Annotated in this window: 13 protein-coding genes and 2 pseudogenes; 12 read left to right on the forward strand and 3 right to left on the reverse strand. The window is 61.4% G+C overall.

The window, feature by feature from the left end; genetic code table 11:
* Positions 1 to 3: 3 nt before the first annotated feature.
* The 7 genes from wecB to NGM28_RS13905 all read left to right on the forward strand — a co-directional run bounded on the left by wecB (position 4) and on the right by NGM28_RS13905 (position 7,440).
* Positions 4 to 1,134 carry a non-hydrolyzing UDP-N-acetylglucosamine 2-epimerase gene (wecB, locus tag NGM28_RS13875; RefSeq protein WP_240065978.1) on the forward strand — a complete coding sequence of 377 codons (1,131 nt, stop codon included), beginning with the start codon at positions 4 to 6 and terminating at the stop codon, positions 1,132 to 1,134.
* Between the two features lie 6 nt (positions 1,135 to 1,140).
* Complete coding sequence (locus NGM28_RS13880; RefSeq protein ID WP_252090523.1) at positions 1,141 to 2,364, forward strand: glycosyltransferase family 4 protein; 1,224 nt, start codon at positions 1,141 to 1,143, stop codon at positions 2,362 to 2,364.
* A 43-nt stretch (positions 2,365 to 2,407) separates the two neighbouring features.
* On the forward strand, positions 2,408 to 3,004 hold the full coding sequence (locus NGM28_RS13885) for a sugar transferase (protein WP_252090551.1): 597 nt from the start codon (positions 2,408 to 2,410) through the stop codon (positions 3,002 to 3,004).
* On the forward strand, positions 3,001 to 3,627 hold the full coding sequence (locus NGM28_RS13890) for an acetyltransferase (RefSeq protein WP_252090524.1): 627 nt from the start codon (positions 3,001 to 3,003) through the stop codon (positions 3,625 to 3,627). Before NGM28_RS13885 ends, NGM28_RS13890 begins: the two co-directional genes overlap by 4 nt.
* Before the next feature lie 89 nt (positions 3,628 to 3,716).
* The gene (locus tag NGM28_RS13895) at positions 3,717 to 4,895 is read left to right on the forward strand and encodes a DegT/DnrJ/EryC1/StrS family aminotransferase (protein WP_240065981.1); all 1,179 of its coding nucleotides are present in this window, start codon (positions 3,717 to 3,719) and stop codon (positions 4,893 to 4,895) included.
* A 55-nt stretch (positions 4,896 to 4,950) separates the two neighbouring features.
* A complete protein-coding gene (locus tag NGM28_RS13900; RefSeq protein WP_240065982.1) occupies positions 4,951 to 6,954 on the forward strand; it encodes a polysaccharide biosynthesis protein in 2,004 nt (667 codons plus the stop codon).
* A gap of 153 nt (positions 6,955 to 7,107) precedes the next feature.
* A complete protein-coding gene (locus tag NGM28_RS13905; RefSeq protein WP_240065983.1) occupies positions 7,108 to 7,440 on the forward strand; it encodes a ComEA family DNA-binding protein in 333 nt (110 codons plus the stop codon).
* A 42-nt stretch (positions 7,441 to 7,482) separates the two neighbouring features.
* Here the strand turns inward: NGM28_RS13905 and NGM28_RS13910 are convergent, their stop codons facing one another.
* Positions 7,483 to 7,650, reverse strand: a complete 168-nt coding sequence (locus NGM28_RS13910; RefSeq protein WP_240065984.1) for a DUF2897 family protein — start codon at positions 7,648 to 7,650, stop codon at positions 7,483 to 7,485.
* Positions 7,651 to 7,818: 168 nt separating this feature from the next.
* Between NGM28_RS13910 and pyrF the strand changes: the two genes are divergently transcribed.
* Positions 7,819 to 8,520: an orotidine-5'-phosphate decarboxylase gene (gene pyrF / locus NGM28_RS13915; protein ID WP_213660076.1), complete on the forward strand. Its 702-nt coding sequence runs from the start codon at positions 7,819 to 7,821 to the stop codon at positions 8,518 to 8,520.
* A 156-nt stretch (positions 8,521 to 8,676) separates the two neighbouring features.
* Here pyrF and NGM28_RS13920 read toward each other — a convergent pair whose 3' ends face one another.
* Positions 8,677 to 9,678 carry an NADP-dependent oxidoreductase gene (locus NGM28_RS13920; protein WP_240065985.1) on the reverse strand — a complete coding sequence of 334 codons (1,002 nt, stop codon included), beginning with the start codon at positions 9,676 to 9,678 and terminating at the stop codon, positions 8,677 to 8,679.
* A 177-nt stretch (positions 9,679 to 9,855) separates the two neighbouring features.
* Between NGM28_RS13920 and NGM28_RS13925 the strand changes: the two genes are divergently transcribed.
* Positions 9,856 to 10,617 carry an SDR family oxidoreductase gene (locus NGM28_RS13925; RefSeq protein WP_240065986.1) on the forward strand — a complete coding sequence of 254 codons (762 nt, stop codon included), beginning with the start codon at positions 9,856 to 9,858 and terminating at the stop codon, positions 10,615 to 10,617.
* A 2-nt stretch (positions 10,618 to 10,619) separates the two neighbouring features.
* Here the strand turns inward: NGM28_RS13925 and NGM28_RS13930 are convergent, their stop codons facing one another.
* Positions 10,620 to 11,777 carry an MFS transporter gene (locus tag NGM28_RS13930; protein WP_252090525.1) on the reverse strand — a complete coding sequence of 386 codons (1,158 nt, stop codon included), beginning with the start codon at positions 11,775 to 11,777 and terminating at the stop codon, positions 10,620 to 10,622.
* Between the two features lie 118 nt (positions 11,778 to 11,895).
* Between NGM28_RS13930 and NGM28_RS13935 the strand changes: the two genes are divergently transcribed.
* From NGM28_RS13935 to NGM28_RS28990, 3 genes and pseudogenes are all read left to right on the forward strand, one after another.
* Positions 11,896 to 13,293: an aminotransferase-like domain-containing protein gene (locus NGM28_RS13935; RefSeq protein WP_240065988.1), complete on the forward strand. Its 1,398-nt coding sequence runs from the start codon at positions 11,896 to 11,898 to the stop codon at positions 13,291 to 13,293.
* A 968-nt stretch (positions 13,294 to 14,261) separates the two neighbouring features.
* Positions 14,262 to 14,489: pseudogene (locus NGM28_RS28985) on the forward strand (HAMP domain-containing protein); the annotation flags it as partial.
* 261 nt (positions 14,490 to 14,750) lie between these two features.
* A pseudogene (locus tag NGM28_RS28990) lies at positions 14,751 to 15,347 on the forward strand (methyl-accepting chemotaxis protein); the annotation flags it as partial.
* Between the last annotated feature and the right edge of the window lie 95 nt (positions 15,348 to 15,442).

Raw genomic sequence — 15,442 nt, forward strand, 5'->3', positions numbered from 1 at the left:
GAAATGAAAAAGTTGAAGGTTGTCACGGTCGTTGGCACCCGTCCGGAAATCATCCGTCTGTCGCGTGTGATGGCGGCTCTGGACCAGCATTGTGAGCACGTCCTGGTCCACACCGGGCAGAATTATGACTACGAATTGAACGAGATATTCTTTCAGGACCTCGGCATTCGCAAACCGGACCACTTCCTCAATGCAGCCGGTGCCACCGGTGCCGAGACCATCGGGAATGTGATCATCGCGGTTGACAAAGTGCTGGCCGAAGTCTCGCCAGAGGCTTTGCTGGTACTGGGCGATACCAACAGTTGCATGGCGGTGATTCCGGCCAAGCGTCGAAAGATTCCGACCTTCCATATGGAAGCTGGAAACCGCTGCTTCGACATGCGAGTGCCTGAGGAGATCAATCGTCGCATCGTCGATCATACCGCTGATATCAACCTGACCTACAGCACCATTGCCCGCGACTACCTGCTGCGCGAAGGATTGTCGCCAGACATGGTAATCAAGACCGGCAGCCCGATGTTCGAAGTGCTCAATCACTATCGCCCGTCCATCGATGCCTCCGACGTATTGCAGCGTCTCGGCCTGGAGGCTGGTCGTTTCTTCGTGGTCAGTGCCCACCGCGAAGAGAACATCGACTCCGACAATAACTTCCTCAAGCTGGTGGATGTGCTCAACACCGTGGCCGAGAAGTACGACATGCCGGTAATCGTTTCGACCCATCCGCGCACCCAGAAGCGCGTCGACGCATTGGGTATCACGTTCCACGGCAACGTTCGCCTGCTCAAGCCGCTCGGGTTTACCGACTACAACAAGCTGCAACTGGAGTCGAAGGCGGTGTTGTCCGACAGCGGTACCATCAATGAAGAATCGTCGATCCTGAACTTCCCGGCGTTGAACCTGCGTGAGGCCCATGAGCGTCCTGAGGGTATGGAGGAAGCCGCTGTGATGATGGCTGGTCTGGACATCGAGCGCGTGCTCCAGGGGCTGGCACTGCTGGAAAGCCAGCCGCGCGGCCAAGTCCGTGGCCTGCGCCTGGTCGAGGACTACAGCATGCCGAACGTCTCGGAAAAGGTGGTACGGATTATCCACAGCTACCGTGACTACGTGATGCGGACTGTCTGGAGAAGGTACTGATCGGCCATGACTGTTCGTGTCCTTCTGCTGACCCAATGGTTCGATCCCGAGCCGACTTTCAAGGGTATCGTCTTTGCCCGTGAACTGCTGGCCCAGGGCTTCGATGTGGAAGTGGTGACTGGCTTCCCGAACTATCCGGGGGGTAAGTTGTACCCGGGTTACAAGGTACGGCTGCTGCAGCGGGAGGTGATCGATGGTGTCAAGGTCACCCGGCTGCCGCTCTACCCCAGCCATGGGCAGAGCGGTATCGGTCGAATACTGAACTATGCCAGCTTCGCGGCGACGAGCCTGTTCTATGGACTGTTCGGTGCGCGTCGTCCCGACGTGATCTATGCCTACCACCCGCCGCTGACCGTGGGCATGAGCGCTGCGCTCATTCGACTGTTTCGTCGTGTTCCGGTGGTCTACGACATTCAGGACATGTGGCCTGATACGTTGCGGGCGACCGGCATGTTCTCCAATGAGAAGGCGTTGGCGCTGGTCAGCCGAATTTGCGACTGGGTTTATCGCCGGGTTGATCAAGTCGTGGTGTTGTCGCCAGGGTTCAAGCGTCTGCTGATCGAGCGTGGCGTGCCGGCACAGAAAATCGACATCATCTACAACTGGTGTGCCGAAGACACTATCAGCACGCCGCAAGCCCCCCGGCCGGCAGGTTTCCCGGACGACGGCAGTTTTCGCGTATTGTTCGCCGGCAACATGGGCAAGGCCCAGGCGCTGGACGCAGTGATCGAGGCAGCAAGCCTGCTCCAGGCCAGGGCTGCCAATGTCACCCTTGTGTTCCTTGGTGGAGGTGTCGAGGTTCCGCGCCTGCAGGCACTGGTTCGAGAGCGTCTGCTGGACAATGTCGTGTTCCTGCCGGGCGTGCCGATGACAGAGGTTGGGGCCTACCTGGCCAACGCCGATGCATTGATGGTGCACCTCAAGCGAGATCCATTGTTCAGTATCACCATTCCGTCCAAGACCCAGGCTTACATGGCCGCAGGCAAGCCTATGCTGATGGCTGTCGAAGGGGATGCGGCGGATCTGGTGCGCGATTCTGGCTGTGGTGTGGTCGCGCAATGGGAGAATGCACAATCGCTGGCCGACGCAATGCTTGAGCTGGCGAGCCTGGATGCCGATGCACGTCTGCAGATGGGGGAGAAGGGGAGGGCTTACTACCAGCAACATCTGTCGCTGAAGGTGGGAGTGGCGCGTTTTGGCGAGCACTTCCGTCGTCTGGGCAAACAGTAGGCATTGCCCGCGTAGCAATGGTAAACCCGAGTTAGGAACTGCAATTTTGAAGCGATTGTTTGATGTAGTGGCTGCCAGTCTGGGATTACTCATCCTGTCGCCAGTGATTGCCATAGTGGCGCTGTTGATCCGACGCCGCCTGGGGTCCCCAGTGTTGTTTCGCCAGGTACGCCCGGGGCTCGACGGAAAGCCGTTCGAGATGGTCAAGTTCCGTACCATGCGCGATGCCATGGATAGCCAAGGCAACCCGCTACCCGACGACCAGCGCATGACACCGTTCGGCACCTTTCTGCGCTCAAGCAGCCTTGATGAGCTTCCGGAGCTCTGGAACGTGATCAAGGGAGATATGAGCCTGGTCGGACCGCGGCCGCTGTTGATGGAGTATGTGCCACTGTATGACGACGAACAGGTTCGCCGCCACGAAGTGCGCCCAGGTGTTACCGGGTGGGCGCAGATCAACGGACGTAATGCGTTGAGCTGGGAAGAGAAGTTCAAGCTCGATGTGTGGTATGTCGACAACCGCTCATTATGGCTCGATTTGAAGATCATCTTCCTTACGATCAGGAAAGTGGTGGTGCGCGACGGCATCAGTGCTGAAGGCGAAGTGACCATGTCTAAATTCACCGGATCGCGAAAATGAGCCGCCTGGCGATTCTGGGGGCCAGTGGCCATGGCAAGGTAGTGGCCGATGCGGCGCAGCTCTCGGGCTGGAGCTGCATCGAGTTCTTCGACGATGCCTGGCCGCATGTCACGGTCAATGGGGCCTGGCCGGTGGTGGGCGATAGCGCGCGGCTGCTTGCTTGTGCCGCCGAGTTCACAGGTGTAGTGGTCGCTATTGGCAATAATGCGGTGCGACGGCAGAAAATGACGAAACTCCAGGATGCCGGTGCGGTGCTCGCCACCATCATTCACCCTGCGGCCGTAGTCAGCCGGCATGCCAGCGTTGGTGCCGGCAGCGTGGTGCTTGCCACGGCGGTGGTCAATCCGTTCGCCGAGGTGGGTGAAGGCGCTATCCTCAACACCGGTTGCAGCATCGACCATGACTGCCGGCTGGGGCATTGCGTACATGTCAGCCCCGGAGCCAGGTTGGCCGGTACAGTGAGTGTCGGGGACGAAAGCTGGATTGGCATCGGTGCCTGTGTTCGCCAGCAGATTCGCATCGGCGCTCAGGTCATGATCGCAGCCGGGGCCGCTGTAGTGGACGATATCTCTGATAACATGACAGTCGCCGGCGTTCCCGCGCGCGCGCTCGTCAGCAAGTAGTGAGCAGTGATGCCGGATGCAGGGAAACTGGCGTCCTCGGGCGTTCTCGGGCGGCATCGATAAAAAATTCTGGATAGCAGGTATAAGCCGTGTTGAATACTCCATTTTCTCCTTGGCCATCGTTCAGTGAAGAAGAGGCCGAGGCTGTTCGCAGCGTGGTGCTCTCCAACAAGGTCAACTACTGGACTGGCCAGGAGTGCCGCGAGTTCGAGAAGGAATTCGCCACCTGGGCAGGTACCGAGTATGCCATTGCCCTGGCCAACGGTACGGTGGCTCTGGATCTGGCCCTGAAAGCCCTGGGCATCGGCAAGGGTGACGAAGTCATCGTTACCCCACGCACTTTCCTCGCCTCGGTCTCGAGTATTGTCAACGCCGGTGCGATACCGGTGTTCGCCGAGGTCGACCGCAATACCCAGAACATCACTGCCGAAACCATCGAGCGCGTGTTGACCCCGCGCACGCGCGGCGTCATCTGTGTGCACTTGGCAGGCTGGCCTTGCGATATGGATCCGATCATGGCGCTGGCTGAGCGTCACGATATCAAGGTGATCGAAGATTGTGCCCAGGCCCATGGAGCGACCTACAAAGGGCGTTCGGTTGGCTCGATTGGCCACGTTGGCGCCTGGTCTTTCTGCCAGGACAAGATCATGACCACCGGGGGCGAGGGTGGCATGGTCACCACCAACGACCGCACACTGTGGGCCGACATGTGGGCCTTCAAGGATCACGGCAAGAGCTGGGCAGCGGTCTATGAGCGTGAGCATGCGCCGGGCTTCCGCTGGCTGCACGAGAGCTTTGGTACTAACTGGCGCATGCTCGAGATGCAGGGGGCAATCGGTCGTATCCAACTGCGCCACATGCAGGCCTGGCATCAGGCGCGGCTGCGCAATGCCGACGCGATCTGGAATACGGCCCGTGATCTGCCAGGCCTGCGGGTGCCGTCCCCTGGTGACGGCATCGTCCATGCTGCCTACAAATGCTATGTCTTTGTAGAACCTGAGGCGCTACGTTTTGACTGGTCGCGCGACCGCATCATCAACGAGATTGTCGCCCGCGGTGTGCCGTGCTACTCCGGGTCCTGCTCAGAGGTCTATCTCGAAAAAGCCTTCGATGGCACTGGCTGGCGACCGGAGCAGCCACTGCCGATGGCTCGCGAGCTGGGAGAGACCAGTGTGATGTTCCTGGTGCATCCGACATTGACTGAGGCGGAAGTTGAGAAGAGCTGCAGCGTACTGCGCGAGGTCATGGCCTGCGCTGTGAAGGCGTAGCCGTAAGTATGTACTCAGGAAAAGCAGACTCAGGGATTCTGGTGGGGTTGAAGGGATGATTGACACGTTGCGCAGAGGGCTGCTGGGGCTTCCCCGTCGGCAGAAACGCCTGCTTCAGGTGCTGACAGACATCATCCTCGTCTGGGGGGCGCTGTGGTTGGCATTTCTGGTGCGGTTGGGAATCGACGACCTTGCCAACCCGTTGCTGGATCATGGCTGGCTGTTCGTCGCAGCCCCTGTCGTGGCGATTCCCCTGTTTATTCGATTCGGTATGTACCGGGCAGTGATGCGCTATTTTGGCAACGATGCCCTGGTTACGATCATCAAGGCGGTCAGCCTGTCTGCGTTGATCCTGGGGTTGTTCGTCTATTGGTACAGCAATCACCAGAACCTTGTACCACGCTCGGTCATTTTCAACTATTGGTGGTTGAGCCTGATCATGGTGGGTGGGCTTCGCTTGGCCATGCGTCAGTATTTTCTCGGTGACTGGTTCTCCGCCGCTCAACACGTGCCGTTCGCCAACCGCGACGATGGGCTGCCAAGGGTCGCTGTCTACGGTGCTGGCGCTGCGGGCAACCAGCTGATTGCGGCTCTGAGAATTGGCAAGTTGATGCGTCCCGTGGCGTTCATCGATGATGACGAGACTATCGCTGATCGCATTATTTCCGGGCTGCAGGTCTACAAACCACGTCATATCCAGAAAATGATCGATGTGACAGGAGCCCAGGAGATACTGTTGGCGATTCCATCGGCGACTCGCGCCCGGCGCCGGGAAATTCTTGGTTATCTCGAAGGCTTCCCGTTGCATGTGCGCAGTGTCCCTGGATTCATGGATTTGGCCAGTGGCCGGGTCAAGGTAGACGATATTCAGGAAGTCGACATCGCCGACCTGCTGGGCCGTGATCCGGTACCCGCTCAGGATGACCTGCTGGAGCATTGCATCAGGGGGCAGGTGGTGCTGGTTACCGGTGCCGGAGGCTCGATCGGGTCGGAGCTATGTCGGCAGATCCTGATGCAGTCGCCCAAGGTATTGCTGTTGTTGGAACACAGTGAGTTCAACCTCTACAGCATCATGTCGGAGCTCGAACAGCGAGTAAGTCGCGAGGCGTTGTCCATAAGTCTGCTACCGATCCTGGGCTCCGTACGCAATCAGGCCCAGCTGTTCGATGTCATGAAGACCTGGCGCGTGGACACCGTTTACCATGCCGCGGCCTACAAGCACGTGCCGATGGTCGAGCACAACATCGCCGAAGGCGTGATCAACAATGTCATCGGTACGCTCAATACCGCTCAGGCTGCACTCCAGGCCGGTGTCGCCAACTTTGTGTTGATTTCCACAGACAAGGCGGTGCGCCCTACCAACGTCATGGGTAGCACCAAGCGCCTCTCGGAAATGGTTTTGCAGGCCCTGAGCCGTGAAATGGCGCCCGTGATGTTCGGTGAGGCGGGGAATGTCTCGCGGGTAAACAAGACGCGTTTCACTATGGTGCGCTTCGGCAATGTGCTGGGTTCTTCCGGCTCGGTGATTCCGCTGTTCCACAAGCAGATCAAGAGCGGTGGCCCGCTGACGGTGACCCATCCAAAGATCACTCGTTATTTCATGACCATTCCCGAGGCGGCGCAACTGGTGATCCAGGCGGGTTCGATGGGGCGAGGGGGGGATGTGTTTGTGCTGGACATGGGGGAGCCGGTGAAGATAGTCGAGCTGGCGGAGAAGATGATTCACCTGTCGGGGTTGAGCGCGCGCTCCGAGCGCAACCCGCATGGTGATATCGCGATCGAGTTCACAGGCTTGCGCCCGGGTGAGAAGTTATACGAGGAGTTGCTGATCGGCGACAATGTCATTGCTACTCGCCATCCAATGATCATGAGCGCCGAAGAGGATTTCCTGCCATGGGACGTACTCAAGGAGCGTCTGAGCGAGTTGCTCGACGCCATGGCTCAAGACGATTATGGGCGGGTTCGGCAGTTGTTGCGTGAAACGGTCAGTGGTTATTCGCCGGATGGTGACATTGTCGACTGGATCTACCAGCAACAGCGGTTGGATCCGCGCTCCTGAAGCATGCGCGACAAGCGGCCACCCTTGAGGTGGCCGTTTTGCAATATTTCCAAGCATTTGTTGGTTTGTCAGGTGCTCGTGCGCTGACTAACGTTCAGCTTGCAGCGAGGGAAACGCTGCATCTGAATGTTGTCTACCAGGAGAAATACCCATATGCGCAATACCGTCCTGACCTACTTGCTACTGCCCCTGCTCGCGGGCTGGTCATTATCCTCGAACGCCGCTCCCGTTATCTCGACTGATCCGCTGCCCACGGTGTCGTTAACGACACCAAGCATCGAGCAAATGGCTCGAGTTGATCTTAACCAGGCTGATCGTGAGACATTGCAACGCCAGCTCTCAGGGATCGGCAAGGACAAAGCCCAGGCCATCGTCGAATATCGCGAGGCCAACGGGCCGTTCACATCAGTGGACGAATTGCTGGAGATCAAGGGTATCGGCAAGGCACTGCTTGAGCGCAATCGCGACAAGATGATGGTGGAATAACCAGGTCCGACACCGGCTGCTTGTTCGCCGGTGTCGTCACCGTTAGCGGTCCTGAGCGTCCTTCGCGTCCATTTCTGCATTACGTTCGTGGATTTTTTTCAACTGCTCTTCGGTGAGAGGTAATTTCTTTGCCGTATCCCGCAGCAGCAGCAAACCACCAATGATCGAGCCAAGGGCTATGATCAGAATCAACCAGGCATACCAAGGCATGGACATTCTCCTTGCTCTCGTGGAACCCATCGCCCCGGAGCGAAGCGCTGGAATCAATTATAGGTGTGGTGCGGGCTGTGGGCCAAATCGTCTGATCCATGGCCCCCAAAGGCCCCGCCACTTCGTTTACAATGCGCGCCGTTCAAGACTTGCCAAGAGACCCTGCCCATGTCCGCCTGCCAGACGCCCCTTATCGTCGCCCTGGATTTCCCCACCCGTGACGCCGCCCTGAAGTTGGCTGACCAGCTCGATCCGGCGCTGTGCCGGGTCAAGGTCGGCAAGGAGCTGTTCACCAGCAGCGCATCTGGAATCGTCGAAACCCTCTGCGCCAAGGGTTTTGAAGTGTTCCTCGACCTCAAGTTCCACGACATCCCCAACACCACGGCCATGGCGGTAAAGGCTGCGGCGGAGATGGGTGTATGGATGGTCAACGTGCATTGCTCCGGCGGCCTGCGCATGATGTCGGCTTGCCGTGAGGAGCTGGCCAAGCGTAGCGGCCCACAGCCGCTGCTGATTGGCGTGACCGTGCTGACCAGCATGGAGCGCGAGGACCTGGCCGGTATTGGCCTGGATGTCGACCCGCAGGAGCAGGTCCTGCGCCTGGCGGCGCTGGCACAGAAGGCTGGCATGGACGGTCTGGTGTGCTCTGCGCTGGAAGCTCCGGCGTTGAAGGCTGCACATCCTTCGTTGCAACTGGTTACGCCTGGTATTCGTCCGGCGGGCAGTGCCCAGGATGATCAGCGTCGCATTCTGACCCCACGCCAGGCTCTGGATGCCGGTTCCGATTACCTGGTGATCGGCCGCCCGATCAGCCAGGCGGCGGATCCGGCCAAAGCTTTGGCTGCCGTGGTGGCCGAGATCCGCGGCTGATCCGAAAGGGCCGGGGCCAAACAGAACCCATTGATTTGTCACGAGCTCTGTAGGAGCGGCTTTAGCCGCGATCAACCGCGAAGCGGGTGCCAGACACCGCGTTGCCTGAATCGCGGCTAAAGCCGCTCCTACAGAGTGCTCGCAGCCCCGAAGCCCTCAGACCTTCAGCACCAACTTGCCGAAATTCTCTCCGCTGAACAGCTTGAGCAGGGTTTCCGGGAAGGTCTCCAGCCCCTCTACCACGTCCTCCTTGCTCTTGACCTTGCCGTTGGCCAGCCACCCGGCCATCTCCTGCGCAGCCTTGCCATACTCCTTGACGTAGTCCATGACCACGAAGCCTTCCATGCGTGCACGGTTCACCAGAAGCGACAGGTAGTTTGCCGGCCCCTTCACCGCCTCCTTGTTGTTGTATTGGCTGATGGCGCCGCAGATCACCACCCGGGCCTTGAAATTCAGGCGCGAAAGCACGGCATCCAGAATATCGCCGCCGACGTTGTCGAAGTACACATCCACGCCGTCGGGGCATTCGCGCTTGAGGCCGGACAGCACGTCTTCGGCCTTGTAGTCGATGACACCGTCGAAGCCCAGCTCATCCTTGAGGTATTGGCATTTCTGCGCACCGCCGGCAATCCCGATCACCCGGCAACCCTTCAGCTTGGCAATCTGCCCGGCAATACTGCCGACTGCGCCGGCGGCGCCTGAAATCACCACCGTCTCGCCGGCCTTGGGCTGGCCGACATCGAGCAGGGCGAAGTAAGCGGTCATGCCGGTCATGCCCAACGCGGAGAGATAGCGGGGCAGGGGGGCGAGCCTGGGGTCGATCTTGTACAGGCCCTGAGGATTACCGGTGTAGTAGTCCTGCACGCCCAGCGCACCGTTCACATGGTCGCCGACCTTGAAGTCCGGATGCCTGGAGGCAACCACCTCGCCGACCCCCAGGGCACGCATCACCTGGCCAAGGGCCACGGGTGCGATATAGGACTTGCCCTCGTTCATCCAGCCGCGCATCGCGGGGTCCAGTGACAAGTACAGGTTCTTCACCAGTACCTCGCCCTCGGCGGGTTGCTCGGTGGCGACCTCCTCATAGGTGAAGTCTTCGCGACGCACGGCGCCGACCGGGCGCTTGGCTAGCAGGAAACGGCGGTTGCTGGTGGACATGACGATATCTCCTGAAGTGGGGTAGTCGGGGCAGGATGATCGGCTGCGATCCTGTCCTGCGTCACGCAAGATCACCGCGAACGATAGTAGTCCAACCGTAGCCCTGATGATGCTGCCCTGCCGGTCGGCAGGCTGACTAGACTCAGGCTCGAATCCAGTTTCCAGAAGGAGCCAATGATGGGCATGACGTTCTCCGGCCAGGTCGCACTGGTTACCGGCGGTGCTGCGGGTATTGGCCGGGCGACCGCCCAGGCTTTTGCGGCAGAAGGCCTGAAGGTGGTGGTAGCCGATCTCGATGCGGTGGGTGGCGAGGCCACGGTGGCGCAGATTCGCCAGGCGGGCGGTGAGGCGCTGTTCGTGGCCTGTGACGTGACCCGCGACAGCGACGTGCGGCAGCTGCATGAAAGGATTGTCGCGGCCTACGGTCGGCTTGACTATGCCTTCAACAACGCTGGCATCGAGATCGAGAAAGGCCGGCTGGCCGAAGGCAGCGAGGCGGAGTTCGACGCGATCATGGGGGTCAACGTCAAGGGCGTCTGGTTGTGCATGAAGTACCAGTTGCCCCTGTTGTTGGCCCAAGGCGGTGGGGCGATCGTGAACACCGCGTCGGTGGCGGGGTTGTCGGCGGCGCCGAAGATGAGCATCTATGCGGCCTCCAAGCACGCGGTGATCGGCCTGACCAAGTCGGCAGCCATCGAGTACGCCAAGAAAGGCATCAGGGTCAACGCGGTATGCCCGGCGGTCATCGACACCGACATGTTCCGCCGTGCCTATGAAGCGGACCCGCGCAAGGCCGAGTTCGCTGCGGCGATGCACCCGGTCGGGCGCATCGGCAAGGTCGAGGAGATCGCCAGTGCAGTGCTCTATCTATGCAGCGATGGTGCCGCGTTCACGACCGGGCATAGCTTGACGGTCGATGGTGGGGCATTGGCCATCTGAATTCAGGCCTGCAATTGCCTTGGCATGCGCAAGCTTTTATGGAGTTGCAGGGCAACCAGCAGGCAGCCGCTGGCCAAGCCAATGCCAAACAGTAGCAATGCGCTGTTGGCCCCCAGGTGGTCGCTTAGCAGGCCCGTGAGGATCACCGGCAGGCTGAAGCCCAGGTAGGCCAGCAGGAAGAATCCGGCGCTGGCACGGGTCTTTTCCTGGCCCGCCAGCTGATTCACTGCGGCCAGTCCGCCCAGATAGATGAAGCCGTAGCAAGCACTGCTGGCGGTGACCGCGCCGATCAGTACGCCGGCCAGGTTACCGCTTGCCGCGCCCCAGGCTAGCAACCCATAGCTGCATGGCAGGATCGACAACCCCAGCAGCGTCGCCCGAGTGCTGGAAAGGCGGCGGGCGATGGGCTGGAACAACAGGCCGCAGCTGATCACGCAGAACGTCGAGAAGCCCGACCAGGCGCTCAGGCCATGCGCGCGCAGGATGCCCGGCAGCAAGGCGATGACCAGGCCGACACAGGCCCAGGCCAGCAGGATCGCAAAGCCATAGGCCAGGCTCCCTGTGGGGTAGAAGGGTAGGCGCAGCATGGCGCCGCGCTGCGCCGGGCGAGGGTCAGGCAGACGCCAGACCAGTAGCAGGGCGACTGCAGCCAGTACCAGTTGCAGGTGGAAGCTGCCAGGCTTGAGCGTGGGGCCGTGCAACAGGAACAGGCTGGTCAGTGCCGCCCCCAGGCCAAAGCCCAGGGATGTGCTGGCGGTGACCCAGTTGGCCGCGCGGCTGCCGAGCTCGGGCGCCATCAACTCGCCCATGTAGGCGGTCGCCGTGGCCGAGGCCAGGCCGGTACCCAGCCCCAGGAACAGGCGCGCGACGCCCAAGGTTTCCAGGCCGGGTGCCAGCAGCATGATCAGGGTGGCAATCATCGAAAGCCCCAGGGCCACGAGAATCAGCGGGCGTCGGCCGACCCGGTCGGCGAGGCCGCCAAGGGCCAGTAAAACCGGCAGCACGCCGAGCACATAGCCAGAAAAGGCCATGGCGGTGGCGGCCGCGCCTCGTCCGGACAAGTCGGCGTAGGCGATGTACAGGGGGGCCTGAAGGTTCACCGCAAGGGTGATCAGGCAAAGGGCAAAGGCCAGCAAGGCCGGGGCATGACGAGAGGGCATCGCAAGCATCCGTGGGGGAGTGTCCGGTGCAGCTTCGAGGTCGTGGCCTGTCTTCGACAAGGCACACACGCGGCGCATTTGTGATTAACTGTTTGCTTGAAAATAGCGAACACTTGCCATGCGCCTCGAACTCGACCGGCTTCACCCTTCGCCGTTGGTCCAGCAACTGACCGAGCAATTGCAGGCCTGGGTCGAGCAGCAGCGCCTGCGTCCCGGCGCGCGTCTACCCTCGATCCGTGCCCTGGCACGGGACCATGGGGTGAGCGCGTCCTGCGTGATAGAGGCTTACGATCGGTTGGTCGCCGGCGGCTGGCTGGAAGCGCGCCACGGAACCGGCTTTTTTGTGGCCGAGCGCAAGCCGGGACTGCAGGCAGATGTGGGTGTGGCCTGGGGCGAGGGCATCGACGGTCGCTGGCGGCAGTTTCGTGAGGGGCACGACGAATTGCTCAAGCTGGGATGTGGCTGGCTGCCGGTGGCCTGGCGTGCCGAGGCTGAACTGTCCCAGGCGGTGCGCCAGGTTAGCCGTGGCGCGCCGGAGGCCTTGTTCGACTACTGCCCGCCGTTGGGGCTGGCCAGTCTGCGCTTGCAGTTGCATAAAGGCTTGGCGAAGCTCGACATTGCGGCTTCACCTGAGCATATCCTGACCACCCAGGGGGCCAGTCATGCCCTCGACCTGCTGGTGCGCACCCTGCTGGCACCCGGTGATACGGTGCTGGTGGAGCGTCCCGGCTATTACAACCTGTATAACCTGCTGCGTCTGCATCAGGTCAATATGCTCGAAGTGCCGCGCACGGCCACTGGGCCTGACCTGGCGGTGCTCGAGCGCCTACTGGCCGAACACCGGCCGCGATGCCTGTTCACCAACAGTCTGTACCAGAACCCCACAGGGTCCAGCCTGACTCCCAAAGTGGCCTACCGCCTGCTGGAACTGGCGCGCGAGCATGATGTAAGGATCATCGAGGACGACCTCTACGCCGACTTCCAGGATGGCGCGGCGACGCGCCTGGCGACCCTCGACAGTGAGCAGCGGGTCATTTACCTGGGCAGTTTTTCCAAGACCCTCAGCAGCTCGCTGCGGGTCGGTTACCTGGTGGCTGAAGAGCCACTGGTGGCTCGCCTGGCCGAACTGAAAATGGTCAGCAGCATCGGTACCTCGCGCTTCGCCGAGCAGGTGGTCGGGCAGATGCTTGCCAATGGCAGCTATCGCAAGAGCATCCAGCGTTTGCGCGTGCGCCTCGGGCAGCACATGGCGAAGACGCTTGGGCAACTGGAGGCCTGTGGCTGGGAGCTGTTCTGCGAGCCTTTCGGCGGCATGTTCGTCTGGGCTCGCTCGCCCGGACGCGATTTCGCCGAGCTGGAGCAACTGGCGCTGAAGCAGGGCGTGCTGTTGACGCCGGGCAGTGCCTTCGATCCGCAAGGGCGTGCAAGCGACTGGTTACGGATCAATGTCGCCTATGGGCAGGATGTCCGCGCCCAGCGCTTCTTCCGGCACGCCGGGCGACCTTCAGCAATCTGAAAACGACACGTTCATAGCTATTTGACACCATTGCGTCGCTCAGCTCTTGTGAGGGCGTCGATGCCATTGTCACTCTTGTCGTTCGGAACAGTCCGGCAATGCGAGAGGTAACGGTGATGGTGGCAACCAGGCACGGTGTACTGGCCAACCTGGGCATGGCCCGCAAGCTTGGCCTGGGTTTCGCGTTGGTTCTGCTGCTGACGCTGGTGGTGGCGGTGATCGGCGTGTATGCGCTGACCAGTATCGGCCAGCGCTTCGACGGGCTTCGGCAGATGGCGCAGTTCAACGCCGAGCTGTCGAGGCTGCGCCAGCATGAGCAAGCATTTGCCCTGCGTTCGGACATCAAGGAGGCCGAGGCCTTGCGCGGCGGGCTGAAAAACCTGCTGGAGCGGGCCCAGGGCGTGCCAGCACTGGCGTCTGCGCAAGCAGACCTGTCCGCCTACGGCCAGGTGTTCGATCAATTCGTCCAGGCGGTGCAGGCCAAGGAACTGGCGCTGGACATGGCCAGTTGGTCGGTGTCCAGCGTGGCCAACAACCTCGATGTGCTTCAGGCGGGCCTGGCCGATGACGGCAGCTACACCCTCAAGCAGTCCCAAGGGCAGCAAGGGGCGGAATTTCTCGAGCAGGCGAGCCAGGTGGGGCAGGTCTCACGGTTGATGTTGCAGGCCATGGACGAAGCCCGGGTACGCCTGGACCAGAGCCGCAAAGGCGTCGAGGCTGGCCAGGGGCGAATTGCCCAGACGGTCGAGGCGGCAAGCCTGGTCGCGCAGCTCAAGGGCGCGGTCAGTGACGCGGGTTACCAGAGCGTGCTCGGCGAAGTGGCCGGGCATATCGCCAGTTTTTCCGAGAAACTCAACGAGTACACCGACCTGTTGAGCCAGGAGCAGGGCATCAAGGCCCAGTTGCAAGCCAGGGCCGAGCAGGCCACGGCGCAGGTCGACCAGGCGTACGCGGCCCAGGAGCAGGCGATGCAGGGCGAGCTGGCGCGCAATGTCGTGGCCATCGCGGTCGCCACCGCCCTGGCGTTGCTGGTTGGGGTGCTGGCCGCCTGGTTGATTACCCGTGCCGTGGTCGCACCGCTCAAGCGGGTGATCGCCCGGGCCCGGCGTATTGCCTCAGGTGAGCTGGGCATCGAAGCGGAGCCGCCGCGCAAGGATGAAGTGGGGCAACTGTTGCAGGCCATGCAACAGATGGCCGAAGGCTTGTCTGGCGTGGTGAGTGGCTTGCAGCAGGGGATCGAGCAACTGGCCGGCAGCGCCCAGGCATTGTCGGCGGTCACCGAGCAGACCAACCGCGAGGTCGGCAGCCAGAAGGACGAAACCGAGCAGGTGGCCACTGCCATGCAGCAGATGACCGCCACGGTGCACGATGTGGCGCGCAATGCCGAGCAAGCGGCGCAAGCCGCGCAGGCCGCTGATGACAAAGTCGGCTCAGGGCAGCAGGTGGTGCGCCAGAGCATGCAGCGAATCGAGCAGTTGGCGGCGGCGGCTGAAACGGCCAGCAACGGCATTGACAGCCTCAGTGCCGAGATTCACACCATCGGTAATGTGCTGGAGGTGATCAAGAGTGTCGCCGAACAGACCAACCTGTTGGCGCTGAACGCCGCCATCGAGGCGGCCAGGGCGGGTGAGCAGGGCCGCGGTTTTGCCGTTGTGGCTGACGAAGTGCGGGCGTTGGCCCGGCGCACGCAGCAATCCACCGAGGAGATCGAGCGCCTGGTGGCCAGCCTGCGCGGCAACGCCCAGCAGTCGGTGGCGCAGATTCGTGGCAGCACCGAGCTGGTGCGTCTGGCGGTGGTCGATACGCTGCAGACCGAGAGTGCCCTTGGCAGCATCGCCGCGGCGGTGTCGCTGATCCAGCAGATGAACCAGCAGATTGCCGCGGCCGCCGAGCAGCAGAGTTCGGTGGCCGAGGAGATCAGCCGCAGTGTCACGCAGATTCGAGGGAGTGCCGATCAGGCGGCCTTGGCCATGGAGGACAACGCCCGGTCAAGTGTCGCGCTGGCCCGGCTGGGGGATGACTTGAAGGGGATGGTGGGGCATTTTCGCTTGTGAGGTCTCGCAAGGCACGGTTCGCCGGCAAGCCGGCTCCTACAAATCGTTGGACAAGAGGTCCAACATTGGGGGGGCGTGTCCCAGGCCCGTAGGAG

The sequence above is a fragment of the Pseudomonas sp. MWU13-3659 genome (genome assembly GCF_023757525.1).
Lineage (GTDB): Bacteria > Pseudomonadota > Gammaproteobacteria > Pseudomonadales > Pseudomonadaceae > Aquipseudomonas > Aquipseudomonas entomophila_E.

Excerpts from the sequence above, each read along its gene's own strand:
- NGM28_RS13910 (WP_240065984.1), bottom strand. The coding sequence starts at position 7,650 with ATGCCTTGGTATGCCTGGTTGATTCTGATCATAGCCCTTGGCTCGATC.
- NGM28_RS13935 (WP_240065988.1), top strand. The coding sequence starts at position 11,896 with ATGCGCCTCGAACTCGACCGGCTTCACCCTTCGCCGTTGGTCCAGCAA.
- pyrF (WP_213660076.1), top strand. The coding sequence starts at position 7,819 with ATGTCCGCCTGCCAGACGCCCCTTATCGTCGCCCTGGATTTCCCCACC.
- NGM28_RS13920 (WP_240065985.1), bottom strand. The coding sequence starts at position 9,678 with ATGTCCACCAGCAACCGCCGTTTCCTGCTAGCCAAGCGCCCGGTCGGC.
- NGM28_RS13930 (WP_252090525.1), bottom strand. The coding sequence starts at position 11,777 with ATGCCCTCTCGTCATGCCCCGGCCTTGCTGGCCTTTGCCCTTTGCCTG.
- NGM28_RS13925 (WP_240065986.1), top strand. The coding sequence starts at position 9,856 with ATGGGCATGACGTTCTCCGGCCAGGTCGCACTGGTTACCGGCGGTGCT.
- NGM28_RS13900 (WP_240065982.1), top strand. The coding sequence starts at position 4,951 with ATGATTGACACGTTGCGCAGAGGGCTGCTGGGGCTTCCCCGTCGGCAG.
- wecB (WP_240065978.1), top strand. The coding sequence starts at position 4 with ATGAAAAAGTTGAAGGTTGTCACGGTCGTTGGCACCCGTCCGGAAATC.
- NGM28_RS13890 (WP_252090524.1), top strand. The coding sequence starts at position 3,001 with ATGAGCCGCCTGGCGATTCTGGGGGCCAGTGGCCATGGCAAGGTAGTG.
- NGM28_RS13905 (WP_240065983.1), top strand. The coding sequence starts at position 7,108 with ATGCGCAATACCGTCCTGACCTACTTGCTACTGCCCCTGCTCGCGGGC.
- NGM28_RS13880 (WP_252090523.1), top strand. The coding sequence starts at position 1,141 with ATGACTGTTCGTGTCCTTCTGCTGACCCAATGGTTCGATCCCGAGCCG.